This window comes from Streptomyces venezuelae, assembly GCF_008642315.1.
Classification (GTDB): Bacteria; Actinomycetota; Actinomycetes; order Streptomycetales; family Streptomycetaceae; genus Streptomyces; species Streptomyces venezuelae_D.
Genome location: NZ_CP029192.1, coordinates 33,247 through 46,070, shown reverse-complemented (window position 1 = coordinate 46,070; position 12,824 = coordinate 33,247). Strand labels below are relative to the sequence as shown.

At 73.3% G+C, this 12,824-nt stretch carries 10 protein-coding genes; 8 read left to right on the top strand and 2 right to left on the bottom strand.

The features are described 5' to 3' along the window. Window positions 1-13: 13 nt before the first annotated feature. Entirely contained in the window at window positions 14-1,573 is a 1,560-nt protein-coding gene (locus tag DEJ48_RS00210) for an FAD-dependent monooxygenase (RefSeq protein ID WP_150213290.1), read from the top strand. Between the two features lie 242 nt (window positions 1,574-1,815). Continuing rightward, on the top strand, window positions 1,816-2,643 hold the full coding sequence (locus tag DEJ48_RS00205) for an alpha/beta hydrolase (protein ID WP_150213289.1): 828 nt from the start codon (window positions 1,816-1,818) through the stop codon (window positions 2,641-2,643). Between the two features lie 246 nt (window positions 2,644-2,889). Here the strand turns inward: DEJ48_RS00205 and DEJ48_RS00200 are convergent, their stop codons facing one another. Then, window positions 2,890-3,759, bottom strand: coding sequence for a sigma-70 family RNA polymerase sigma factor (locus DEJ48_RS00200; RefSeq protein ID WP_150220856.1), 870 nt, complete (start codon window positions 3,757-3,759; stop codon window positions 2,890-2,892). A 301-nt stretch (window positions 3,760-4,060) separates the two neighbouring features. Between DEJ48_RS00200 and DEJ48_RS00195 the strand changes: the two genes are divergently transcribed. Then, complete coding sequence (locus DEJ48_RS00195) at window positions 4,061-6,163, top strand: MMPL family transporter (RefSeq protein WP_223831812.1); 2,103 nt, start codon at window positions 4,061-4,063, stop codon at window positions 6,161-6,163. Between the two features lie 208 nt (window positions 6,164-6,371). Beyond that, on the top strand, window positions 6,372-6,824 hold the full coding sequence (locus tag DEJ48_RS00190) for a carboxymuconolactone decarboxylase family protein (RefSeq protein WP_150213285.1): 453 nt from the start codon (window positions 6,372-6,374) through the stop codon (window positions 6,822-6,824). 105 nt (window positions 6,825-6,929) lie between these two features. Here the strand turns inward: DEJ48_RS00190 and DEJ48_RS00185 are convergent, their stop codons facing one another. Then, the gene (locus DEJ48_RS00185; protein WP_150213283.1) at window positions 6,930-7,394 is read right to left on the bottom strand and encodes a VOC family protein; all 465 of its coding nucleotides are present in this window, start codon (window positions 7,392-7,394) and stop codon (window positions 6,930-6,932) included. A 199-nt stretch (window positions 7,395-7,593) separates the two neighbouring features. On the opposite strand from DEJ48_RS00185, the gene DEJ48_RS00180 reads away from it, so the two are divergent. Genes DEJ48_RS00180 through DEJ48_RS00165 form a run of 4 tightly spaced genes read left to right on the top strand, consistent with a single transcriptional unit; the run spans window position 7,594 to window position 12,745 of the window. Beyond that, window positions 7,594-7,920, top strand: a complete 327-nt coding sequence (locus DEJ48_RS00180) for a 4Fe-4S dicluster-binding protein (RefSeq protein WP_150213281.1) — start codon at window positions 7,594-7,596, stop codon at window positions 7,918-7,920. Beyond that, window positions 7,917-9,848, top strand: a complete 1,932-nt coding sequence (locus DEJ48_RS00175; protein WP_150213280.1) for a hypothetical protein — start codon at window positions 7,917-7,919, stop codon at window positions 9,846-9,848. The genes DEJ48_RS00180 and DEJ48_RS00175 overlap by 4 nt, the downstream gene beginning before the upstream one ends. After that, on the top strand, window positions 9,845-11,242 hold the full coding sequence (locus DEJ48_RS00170; protein WP_150213278.1) for an amidase: 1,398 nt from the start codon (window positions 9,845-9,847) through the stop codon (window positions 11,240-11,242). Before DEJ48_RS00175 ends, DEJ48_RS00170 begins: the two co-directional genes overlap by 4 nt. Window positions 11,243-11,245: 3 nt before the next feature. Beyond that, window positions 11,246-12,745 carry a glutamine synthetase family protein gene (locus DEJ48_RS00165; protein ID WP_150213276.1) on the top strand — a complete coding sequence of 500 codons (1,500 nt, stop codon included), beginning with the start codon at window positions 11,246-11,248 and terminating at the stop codon, window positions 12,743-12,745. The last annotated feature ends 79 nt before the right edge of the window (window positions 12,746-12,824 follow it).

Sequence of the window (12,824 nt, the reverse complement as noted above, 5' to 3'; positions counted from 1 at the left end):
AGGCAGGACAATCATGGCTGGGACAGCGGTGCACACCGACGCCGCCGACGGCACAGACGTCACCGACGTCATCGTGGTCGGCGCCGGCCCGGCGGGGCTGATGCTCGCGGGCGAACTGCGCCTGGGCGGGGCGCGCGTCATCGTTCTGGAGCGGCTCGCCGAGCCGACCGGGCAGTCGCGGGGGCTCGGCTTCACCGCCCGGGCCATGGAGGTCTTCGACCAGCGCGGGCTGCTGCCCCGCTTCGGGCAGGGCCCCAGCCTCGAGGTCAGCCCGCTGGGCCACTTCGGCGGGGTGCAGTTCGACTACACCGCGCTGGAGGACGCCCACTTCGGGGCCCGCGGCATCCCGCAGGACCAGACCGAGGCGGTCCTGGAGGCCTGGGCTCGGGAGCTGGGCGCGGACATCCGGCGCGGCTGGCAGGTGACGGAGCTGGCCGAGGGCTTCGCGGACGGCGACCACGTCGAGGTCGTTGCCGACACCCCCGACGGGGTCCGGCGGCTGCGCGCCGCCTACCTGGTGGGCTGCGACGGCGGGCAGAGCCTCATCCGCAAGGCGGCCGGCTTCGGTTTCCCCGGCCTGCCCGCCACCCGCACCATGTACCTGGCCGACGTCGTGGGCTGCGGCCTCAAGCCCCGCTTCCTGGGCGAGCGGCTGGCGCACGGCATGGTGATGGCGGCCCCGCTCAAGGAGGGCGTGGACCGCATCATCGTCTGCCCGCACGGCGTCCCGGCCCAAGAACGCGAGGACACCGTCACCTTCGCCGAGGTCGCCGCCGCCTGGCAGCACATCACCGGCGAGGACATCAGCGCCGGCAGCGCCCAGTGGGTCAGCTCCTTCAGCGACGCCGCCCGCCAGGCCGACACCTACCGGCGCGGGCGGGTGCTGCTGGCGGGCGACGCGGCGCACATCCACCTCCCGGCGGGCGGGCAGGGGCTGAGCACCGGCGTGCAGGACGCGGTCAACCTGGGCTGGAAGCTGGCCGCCACGGTCCGCGGCACCGCCCCGGCCGGCCTGCTGGACACCTACCACCAGGAGCGGCACCCGGTCGGGCGGCGCCTGCTGATGAACACCCGCGCGCAGGGCATCGTGTTCCTGGGCGGCGAGCAGTCGGACCCGCTGCGCGCCCTGTTCGCCGAACTCATCGGCCACGACGCGGTCAGACGCCACCTGGCCGGCATCGTCAGCCACCTCGACATCCACTACGACATGACCCTCCCCGGCACCGCCCCCTCACCCGCCCCCCACCCCCTGCTCGGCCGCCGCCTGCCCAAGCGCCCGCTGACCGGCGCCGACGGCGAGAGCGACACCGCCCGCCTGCTGCACCCCGCCCGCGGCCTCCTGCTCGACCTGGCCGACGACGCCGCCCTGCGCGCCACCGCCGCTCCCTGGGCCGGCCGCGTCCACACCGTCACGGCCGCCGCCAAACCCTCGGAGGGCACCACCGACGTCCTCACCGGCCTGGACGCCGTCCTGATCCGCCCCGACGGCCACGTCGCCTGGACCAGCCAGGACACCTCCGGCGGCCTGCCCGCCGCCCTGACCCACTGGTTCGGCCCGAAACGAGCGGCGTAGTGCCAACGGGCCCCAGGGCGGCGCGGGTCGAGACACCGACTCCCGGAGCGGACGAGACCGCCGCCACGACCCGACAAGACGGGAGCCGGGCGGCGTCGACAACCCCCGCTCCGCGCGGGGCCGGCCCCCGCGAGGGCCCGGCGCCGGCGGCCCGGCGCGGTGCGAGCCGGGAGGCGCCAACGGGCCCCGGCCCGCACGGGGCTGCCCCGCAGGAGGCACAGCCCGGCGCCGTCCGTGCGGTCGTGCTGGACGCCGGCGGGCTCGCCCTGTCCGCCCTGCTGTGCGAACCCGCGGGCCGCCCGCGCGCGCTGATCGTGGCGGTGCACGGCGGCGGCATGAGCGCCGGGTACTTCCACGGGCAGGCCCGCCCCGAGCTGTCCCTGCTCCACCTGGGGGCCCGGCTCGGCTGCGCGGTGCTGGCCGTCGACCGGCCCGGCTACGGGGCGTCCGCCGCCGACCTGCCCGAGGGCCTGCCGCTGGCGGAACAGACGCCGCTGCTGCGCGCGGCCCTCGCCGGCTTCGCCCGCCGGCACCCGGTGGGCGCCGGCCTCTTCGTGCTGGCGCACTCCTTCGGCGGCAAGCTGGCCCTGTCACTGGCCGCGCAGGCCCGGGACGGCGAGGGGCTGCTGGGCGTGGACATCTCGGGCTGCGGGCGCCGTTACGCACCCGGCGCCGAGGACGAGGTGCGCCACAACCGGCCCGCCGCCCGGCGCCGGCACTGGGGGCCACTGCGCCTGTACCCGCCGGGCACCTTCCGGGCCAGCGCGGGCACGGTGGCGCCGATGCCGGCGCGCGAGGCGGCCGATCTGGCCGGCTGGCCGGGGGTGTTCGACCAACTCGCGCCCCGGGTGCGGGTGCCGGTCCGCTTCACCTTCGCCGAGCACGAGCTGTGGTGGCGCAGGCAGGAGGCGGACCTGGCGGCGCTGGCGGCCGGCTTCACCGCCGCGCCCCGCGTCCTGCTGGAGCACCAGGCGGGCGCGGGGCACAACATCAGCCTGGGCTGGGCGGCCCGCGCCCACCACCTGCGGGCCCTGGCGTTCCTGGAGGAGTGCCTGCCCCCGGGTGCCTGAGAGCCTGTGTCATGACCCCGGCCGGGTGGGCGTCGTCTGGCACGCACTCCCCCAAGGCCTGAAAGGCCAGGGGGGACCCCCAGCCGCGTTGCCGAAACGTCCTGGTAGCTCCTCCCCCAGGCCTGAAGGGCCCGGGGGGACCCCCACCGAGGGCGCTCCGGCGCCTTGCGATCGCACGCACCAGACGACGCCCACTGATCCGACCGGGGTTATGACACAGGCTCTGTGCGCCCGGGAGCGCGGCGCTCAGGCGTCCAGGACCACGATGTCCAGCTCCCGCAGCCGCTCGGGCTCGGCCACCAGGTCGATGGCGGTGATCCGCCCGTCCTCGATGGTGAAGTTGAAGACCACGATCGGGCGGACCTTGGACTGCCACACCGCTCCCACCGACCCGTCGATGAGCGCGATGCGGGCCGCCTCCGCGCCGCCGGAGAAGATGCTCGCCACGCCCTGGGAGCCCTCGGTCAGCGGCGCCGCCCCGATGCGTACCGCCGTGTCGTCGGCGTGCATGGAGGCGTCGGGCGCCAGCAGCGTCAGCAGCCGCTCGAACTCCCCGTTGCGGGCGGCGGTCAAGAAGGCGTCCACGACCTTGTGCTGGCGCTGCAGGTCGGGCAGGGGAGAGGCGCCGTGCACCCGCCGGCGGGCCCGGCTGGCCAGCTGCCGGGTGGCCGCCGGACTGCGCCCGATGATCGCGGCGATGTCGGCGAACGGCACCGCGAAGGTGTCGTGCAGGACGAAGGCCAGGCGCTCGTCGGGGTCGAGGGTGTCCAGGACCACCAGCATCGCCAGGCCCACCGAGTCGGCGAGCACGGCCGCCTGCTCGGGGTCGGAGGTGTCCTCGGTGCGGGGTTCGTCCGTGGGCTCGGCGTGCTCGGCCAGGAACTCCTCGCGCCGGTTGCGGGCGCGCAGCATGTCCAGGCAGACCCGGCTCACCACCGTGGTGAGCCAGCCGTCGAGGTTCTCCACGCTGTCGGTCTCGCTGCGGTGCAGCCGGATCCAGGCCTCCTGCACGGCGTCCTCGGCCTCGTCGGTCGAGCCGAGCATGCGGTGGGCCACGGCCTGCAGCCGCGGCCGCTTCTCCTCGAACGCGCGTGCCAACCGTTCGTTTTCCTGCATGACCACCGTCGTCCCCTTCGATCCCGGTCGGTGTGTGACAAACGCCTGTCACATCTTCGCGCTGCCGGGCGTCATAGCAGTGACGAACGGGACCACCCGCGTGTGACGGGAGGCGGCAGCCCGGGCCCCCAGGGGGCACCGCCGCCCCCGCCCGCGCTCTCTCCCGCATTTCAAGAGCGGAGCTGTCCAGCACAGGCTCCCTGACCCTTTGCGAGCAACCATGACAACGCTACGTCGTCGACCAGACACCCACAGTGACAGTCCAGGCGCCGCAGCCGGATTCCTGGCCCGCTACGCCCGCATGGTCAGCGGACGCCGCTCCAAGTGGGCCGTCCTGCTCATCTGGCTGGTGCTCATCTCCGCCGGCGGCTCCCTGGCCGCCAAACTGGGCGACGTCCAGGACAACGACCCCGAGACCTGGCTGCCCTCCAGCGCCCAGTCCACCCAGGCCGTCGCCCTGGCCGAGAAGCACTTCGCCGACAAGGACAGCAGCACCGCGGTCATCATCTACGCCCGCGGCGGCGGCCTCACCGACGCCGACCGGGACAAGATCGCGGCCGACCGCACCGCCCTGCAGGACGACATCGCCGTCGGCGACGTCGCCAAACCCCAGGTCTCCGACGACAACAAGGCCGCCTTCCTCAGCTACCCGCTGCGCACCAGCCCCAGCGACAACGCCGTGCTCACCGACGCCGTCGCCGACTCCGAGGACATCGTCAAGAAGGACGCACCCGACGGCCTGGACATCCGCATCGCCGGCGAGGCCGGCAGCGTCCGCGACTTCGCCGAGGTCTACAGCGGCATGGACGGCGCCCTGCTCGGCGCGGCCCTCGGCGTCGTCGCCCTGCTGCTCCTGCTGACCTACCGCAGCCCCGTCCTGTGGATCGTCCCGCTGCTCACCGTCTTCTTGGCCAGCCAGGTCGCCAGCGGCGTGGTCTACCTCCTGGCCAAGAACGCCGGCCTGCTCGTCAACGGCCTCAGCGCGTACATCCTGATGATCCTGTGCGTGGGCGTCGGCACCGACTACGCCCTGCTGCTCATCGCCCGCTACCGCGAGGAACTGCACCGCCACGAGGACCGCCACGAGGCGATGCAGATCGCGGTGCGCCGCTCCCTGCCCGCCCTCGCCGCCTCCGCGGCCACCGTCGGCGTGGCCACGCTCTGCCTGGTCTTCGGCAGCATGAACTCCACCCAGGGCCTGGGCCCGGTCGTGGCCATCGGCATCGCGGTGGTCTTCCTGGCGATGACCTCCCTGCTGCCCGCCCTGCTGGTCATCCTGGGCCGCTGGACGTTCTGGCCCTTCGTGCCGCGCCACACCCCCGGCTACGACGCGAGCGCGGAGAAGGAGCACGGCACCTGGGCCCGCGTGGCAGGCGCCGTGGGCCGCAGGCCCCGCGTGATCTGGGCCGCCTCCATCGGCGTCCTGGCCGTCCTGGCCCTTGGCACCACCACGGTGGAGACCGGCCAGACCCAGGCCGAGCAGTTCACCAAGTCCGTCGACTCCGTCGAGGGCCAGCACCTGCTGGCCAAGCACTTCCCGGCCGGCTCCTCCGCGCCCGCCGACATCTACGTGCCCGCCGCCGGAGCCGACACCGCACTGCGGACCGTCCAGGACGTCCCCGGCGTCGAATCCGCCGCGAGCCAGCGCACCGCGGGCGGCTGGACCCACCTGACCGCCGTCTTCGAGGACGCCCCGGACAGCGCCGCGGCCAAGGACACCGTCGAGCGGATGCGCACCGCCCTGGACAAGGCCGAGGGCGAGAGCGCCGAGGCCGTCGTCGGCGGCCAGACCGCGATCGTCCTGGACACCTCCGACGCCCAGAAGGACGAGGAGATGCTGCTGATCCCGCTGATCCTCGCCGTCGTCTTCCTCATGCTGGTCCTGGTGCTGCGCGCGGTGGTCGCCCCGCTGGTCCTGCTGGCGTCGGTGGTCGTCTCCTTCGCCTCCGCCGTCGGCGCGGCCTCCCTGCTCTTCCACGCCATCGACTACCCGCGCATCGACCGCGGCCTGCTCCTGATCGGCTTCCTGTTCCTGGTCGCCCTAGGGGTGGACTACACGATCTTCCTGATGGCCCGGGTCCGCGAAGAGGTCAAACTGCGCGGCCACCGCGAGGGCACCCTCACCGGCCTCACCGTCACCGGCGGCGTCATCACCTCCGCGGGCGTCGTCCTGGCCGCCACCTTCTGCGTCCTGGCCGCCATCCCCACCGTGAACTCCCTGCAGCAGGGCCTGCTCATCGCGATCGGCATCCTCCTGGACACCTTCCTGGTGCGCAGCCTGCTCATCCCCGCCCTCTCCCTCAGCATCGGCCCGCGCATCTGGCGCCCGGGCCACCCCGAGGACGAGGCGCCGCTGCCCAGCGCGCGCCCCGCACAGACCGCCCGCGTCGACGTCGGCACCTGACCGGCGCGCCGGACGGAAGAGGGCGCCGCGCCGCATTCCCCCGGGGCGCGGCGCCCGCCCCGACCGGCTTCCCGACCCCGGTCCCGACCGGCCGTCAGGCCCCGGCAGCCCCGGTGACCTGCCGCTGTCACACTCACCCGCCCCCAGTCGTCATAGAAGTGACGCTGCCTGAAAGCGGCGTCGATGGTGATCCAAGAGAGGAAAAATCATGGAAGCGCGCCTGCAGAACCCGGCGATGATCCTTGACGCCACCCAGCCTGTGCAGGACCTGTACAAGGCGATCTACTCCGGTGGAGTCCCGAAGACGACCCTGGACCTGGTCCACCTGCGCGCGAGCCAGATCAACGGCTGCAGCCCCTGTGTGGACTCCGGGGCCCGCGGCGCCCGCAAGGCCGGCGAGACCGAGGAGCGCCTGTTCGCCGTCTCCGCCTGGCGGGAGACCTCCTACTTCACCGACGCCGAGCGCGCCGCGCTGGAGCTGTCCGAGTGCGCCACCCGCCTCGCCGACCGCTCCGACCCGGTCCCCGACGACGTCTGGGAGCGCGCCAAGGCCCACTACGACGAGAAGGGCCTGGCGGCCCTGATCCTCATGGTCTCCCTGACCAACTTCTTCAACCGCCTGAACGTGACCACCAAGGCGATCGCCGGCGCCTGGGGCTGACCGGCACCCGCACACGGCTGCCGACCGGCACCCCCGCACACGGCTGAGGCCGGCCCCCCTCCCCGAGGCGGGCCGGCCTCAGCCGCATGCGGCACCTACGGCGGCTCACCGGGCGCGCGGCCTCCGGGACGGCACGAGATTGATGCGCCACGCCACCCCGAACCGGTCGGTCAGCCACGCGAACCGGGCACTGAATTCATACCCGCCCGCCGGCATGATGACCTCACCCTTCTCGGAAAGCGCCGCGTAGAAACGATCGAATTCACTTTCCGATTCGCACTGCACGTATATCGCGGTCGCGGGGGAGAACTCATACGAATCCCACGGCGCAAGATCGTATCCAACGGCCCCCGGCGGCGGCATGTTCGTGCACATGAACATCTGCCCGTCGAGTGTAAAGAGAGCGTGCTGCAGCGTCCCTTCCTCCCACCCCGGCTCCCCGGCGCGGGCCCGGATCATCCGGTGCACCTCGGAGTTGTCGAAGAGCGAGGTGTAGAACTCCAGGGCCTCCTCGGCCTGGTTCCTGAAGGCCAGGAACGTCATCAGTTTCGGCGTCGGCGTCGCAGGCATCGTGGCTGCTCCTGTTCGTGGTCGGACCCCCTGGGGGCGGTTTCCCGGCACGACGGTAGAACCGCCCGTCACTGTTCAACCGGGCAATTCCCCGGTTGAACAAAGCAGTCGAGTACGCCACCACCGAAGCTCATGGAGTGGTCGAGACACCGTCGTAACGATGTGGGCGTCTCGAACCGACCCGAAGGGTGAGTGTTCCGTGAGCGAGAACGCATTGCCGGCGGCGAAATCCGCCCGTTCCGAGCGGATCGCCGCGCGAACTCGCGGCGAGAACTGGAAGAAGCCACCGCGCCGCATAGAAACCTCGGAGTGCATCACGTGCGACAGCTGCCTGCGCAGCTGTCCCGAGGAGTTCGGCGCCATATTCGACCGCGGTCTCGACGTCATCATCATTCCCGAACTGTGCTCGGGCTGTCCCGCCTGCGTCCTGGAGTGCCCCGTCGACTGCATCTACGTCGACGAGGACTGGGAGGCCACCGACGCGAGCCTGTGGAGCCACATCGACCTGTCCGCGGGCACCTCATGACCGGGCCCGCCGAACGCGAGAGCCGCCGCGCCGCCAACGCCCGAAAGCGCCTCAGCCGCCGCCCCAGCCGGCTCGGCACCACCGCGGGCACCGCACCGGGACCCGACCGCGCCCGCGAGCCCGGCGCCGGATTCCCCGCCCTCCTGGAACGGGTCTGGCAACGCGCCCGCACCGCCCCCGACCTGCGCACCAGCGTCGACATCCTCCTCGGCCTCGACGGCCACGTACCGCCCCAGGTGCAGCTGCGCGCCCTGTCCACCACCGAGGAAGCCGCCGTCCACGCCCTGTGGGGCCTGACCTGGCGCGAGGACACCCCCGCCACCCCCGACACCACCGCCGCCGGCGCCGAACCGGCCGTCGACCTCATCGAAGCCGCCGCCGAGGAACCCGTCTTCGTCGGCGAACTCGCCCTGGCCACCACCGGCCGCATCGTCCTGCGCGGCCCCGCCCAGGGCCCCCTGGACCGCCGCCACCTGGTCGGCGGCGTCCTGCGCGTGCCCTGGTCGCTGCAGGCCGCCCGCGCCTACCACGCCCGGACCGACCGCGCCGCCGCCCGCACCGCCCACACCCTGGCCGACTGCCGCGCCTGGCTGGAGCGCCAGGGCGAGAAGGGCCGCGACGAACTCCTGGAACAGGCCAAGGAAGCGGCCCTGCGCACCGCCCCCTTCGTGCTCCACCAGGAAGACCGCCAGTACACCAACTTCCGCGAGCAGAACAGCCTCACCGGCAAAACTTTGTGGCCCGGGCACCCCGACTGCGTCCTGAGCAGCCTGCAGCAACTGCCCCTGGAACTCTGGTCGGACCACGACGTGCAGCTGGTCATCGGCCTGACCCTGCTCATCCGCTCCGCCGGCGCAGGACGGGTGGAGGAGGCCAACGGCACCCAGCTGAGCATCGACCACGTCGCCGCCATGCTGGAACGCATCCGCCACTCCTACAACAGCGTCCCCGGCGAGCCGGTCGCCCCCGCCGCCTCCCACCGCGTGGAGGACCTCAAGACCCTGGCCGAAGCGCTCGGCGCACGCCGCCGCCAGGTGATCCGCCAGGTCCCCCTCTACCGCGAGATCCACGGCACCCTGATGCACAAGGTGGAACGCATCGCCGCCGACACCGACGGGGTACGACGGCGCGACGAGGAACTCAGCCGCCGCCTGGCCGCCCGCCTGCCGCTGGCCGGCACCACCCTGGACGAACTGGGCCGCCGCCTGGCCGCCGACCCCGGCTGGCTCGCCCGCCCGCACGGCTCCCACGCCACCGGCCTGGAAGCACTCGTCCACGAGAGCGTCACGGCCGTCGCCGACGTCTTCGCCGCCGACTTCGCCATGAGCCGCGGCATGCGCTCCCTGCCCGCGCTGATCGGCGCGCTGCGCGCGGAGAGCTGGGCGGAGATCTGCGGCTGGGACATCACCCACTACTTCTGCTGCGTGGTGCCCCGCCCCCAGGCACGCGCCCACTTCGGCGGCTCGGTACAGGCGATGGCGGACGCGGCCTGGGCGATGTCCTCCCGCATGCAGTACAACTCCTGGCACTTCGTGCCCGGCAACCTGCCCCGCCACCCCGCGGTGGTGGCCCGCGACCACTTCGTGCCGCCCACCATCCCCGACATCGCGTTCTTCTCCGACCAGCACCACCACGGGCACGTCAGCAACCAGGTGCGCTTCTCCATCCGCTCCCCGCAGCCCGTGGAGGTCGCCGGACGCACCTTCAACGGCTTCGTCGACCTGCGCCTGCTGCGCTGCGCCGGCACCCCCTTCGCCGAGCCCGACCTGCTCGCCGCCCACCGCGCCTCCCGCTTCATCGCCCGCGCCACCGCCCTGGCCGCCGAACTGACCCTGAATGGCACCCCCATCGAGGTCACCGCCTTCGACGCCCCCTGGCACTGGCACACCATCACCGCCGCCGACACCTCCCAGGGCACCCCACGATGACCGCCGGGGCGATCGGGGAGCTCACCGCGCGGCTGCGGCGGCGTGAGACGAGCGTCGTCGAGCACGTGCAGGCCGTACTGGACGCCGTACGCGGCCACGACACCCTCCACGCGTTCGTCGCCGCCGCCGGCGACGAAGCCCTGCGCGCGGCCGAACGGGCCGACGACCGCATCCGCGAACGCGGCACCCGGGCCTGGCAGGGCGCCCCGCTGCTCGGCGTCACCGTCTCGGTCAAGGACCTCCTGCAGACCCGCGACCTGCCCACCACCCGCGGCTCCCTGCTGCCCAACCACCGCCCCCCGACCGACGCCCCGGCCGTCGCCAGGCTGCGCGCCGCGGGCGCCGTCATCATCGGCAAGACGACCACCTCCGAGTACGGCTGGAGCGCCGCCACCCTGGGCCGCACCGCCCCGCCCACCGCCAACCCCTACGCGCCCCACCTCACCGCGGGCGGCTCCAGCGGCGGGGCCGCCGCCGCGGTGGCCACCGGTCTGGGCGAGGGCGCCCTGGCCACCGACGGCGCCGGCTCCATCCGCATCCCCGCCGCGTTCTGCGGCGTGGCCGGCTACAAACCCTCCTACGGACGCGTGCCCTACGTGCCCAACGGCGTCGACCGCCTCGCCCACCAGGGCACCCTGGCCCGCACCGTCACCGACGCGGCCGCGCTGGCCGCCGTCATCCAAGGCCCCCACCCCGCCGACCCCGACTCCGGCCTGGGCTCCATCGACCTGCCCGCCGACCGGCACCGCCAGCACATCGGATGGATCGAGTACGAGGGCACCACCGACGAGATCCGCAAGGTCACCGAACAGGCGATGAGCGCCCTGAAAGACCAGGGCCACCACGTCGAACGCGTCCAGGTGCGCTGCGACGACCTCTACCCGGCCCTCGTCGACATCCTGGCCGCCGCCGAGGCCGCCGGCACCTCCCGCGAGGACGAGGAACACTGCGATCCGGGCCGGCTGGAGATCGTCCGCCACGGCCGCACCCTGAGCGCCGCCACCCTGATGCGCGCCGAAGAGGTCCGCCAGCAACTGCGCACCCGGCTGCGCTCGGTGATGCGCCGCCACCACCTGCTGGCCATGGCCACCGTCCCCATCGAACCCTTCGACCTGAACGCCATCGCCCCGCCCTGGGCGGCCGACCCCCGCGACCTGCTCTGGCTGGCCTGGTCACCCGCCTCCTACCCCTTCAACATGACCGGCCAGCCCGCGGTGACCCTCCCGGCCGGCCTGACCGGCTCCCAACTGCCCGCCGGGATCCAGCTCGTGGGCCCCGTCGGCGCCGACGAACTGGTCCTGACGGTGGCCCACCGCCTGGAGAGGGAGCTGGGAGCCCTGCCCCCGCCCCGCCCCGGGCCCGCGCTCGTCCCCGCCACCGAAAGGACCCCCTGACCCATGTACACCCGCGCATGGCGCTCCGTGGCCGCCCAGGACGCCGTCGGCACCCCGTCCTTCGTCGCCGACCACCACCTGTGGTCCGAGGAGCAGTTCGCCGCCGCCGAACAGATCGAGGCCGACCTCGCCCACATCGACTTCGTGCGCCTGGCCTTCTGCGACCCGCACGGCCTGGCCCGCTCCAAGACCCTGACCGCGGACACCTTCCGCTCGGTCCTGCGCAACGGCATGAACTTCAGCCCCGGCCCCTTCCTCTTCGACACCGGCCACGCCATCGCCGTCGACTTCCTGGGCGACCCCGGCCTGGGCGTGGAGGAACTCGCCGGCGCGGGCAACTTCATCCTCGTACCCGACCCGCTCACCTTCCAGATGCTGCCCGACACCCAGCCGCGCACCGCCTGGGTCATCGGCGACGAATACCTGCGCGAGGGCACCGCCCATCCGCTGTCCTCCCGCGCCGTGCTGCGCCGCCTGAGCGAGCAGTACACCGCCCACGGCTACACCCCGGTGACCGGCCTGGAAGTCGAGTGGTACCTCACCCGCCTCCTGGAGGAGACGCCCGGCAACACGGGCAACGGCTTCGGCCTGCAGGGCGAGGCCCCGCGCGTCGCCGCGATGAACGCCGGCTACCAGTTCAACCTCGACGCCCGCTACGACTCCGTCGCCCACATCACCGACCCCCTGGCGATGCACCTGACCGCGCTCGGTCTTCCGCTGCGCTCCATGGAACACGAATCCGGGCCCGGCCAGGTCGAATCCACCTTCGCCCCGATGTCCGCCCTGGACACCGCGGACGCGATGCTGCTGTTCCGCACCGCCACCAAACGCTGGTGCGCCCGGCGCGGCCACCACGCCTCCTTCATGTCCCAGCCGCGCCTGGACGCCTTCGACCCCAGCGGCTGGCACCTGCACCAGTCCGTCCTGGACACCGCGAGCGGCCGCAACCTCTTCGCCGCCGACGGCCCCGCGGGCGGCCTCTCCCCGCAGGCCAAGGCCTACGCGGACGGCCTGCTCGCCCACAGCCGCGAGCTGTTCCTGCTCTCGGTGCCCACCGTCAACGGCTACCGACGCCTCAACTCCCGCCACGCGCTGGCCCCCACCCGCATGGACTGGTCCATGGAGGACCGCAGCGTCATGCTCCGCATGGTCGGCGGCGGCACCGGCGCCCACATCGAGAACCGCAGCGGCGAACCGTGCGCCAACCCCTACCTGGCCATCGCCGCCCAGCTCTTCGCCGGCCTGACCGGCCTGACCGGCACCCCGGAGGCCGCACCACCGGCCCCGGCCGCCGGGCAGCACGTGCCGCAGTCCCTGGGCGAAGCCCTCGCCGCCTTCACCGCGGGCCGCGCCGAACACCTCCTGGGCCGCCCGCTGGCCACCTGCCTGACCCGCCTCAAGGAGAGCGAACTGCGCCGCTACGAAACCTGGTGCGCCACCACCGGCACCAGCCCGGACCAGGTCACCGCCTGGGAACAGCGCGAGTACTTCGAGGCGTACTGAGCATGCCGACCACCCGCATGCCGACCACCCGCGTGCCGACAACAAGCGCGCCGACCACCCGCGTGCCGACCACCACCCG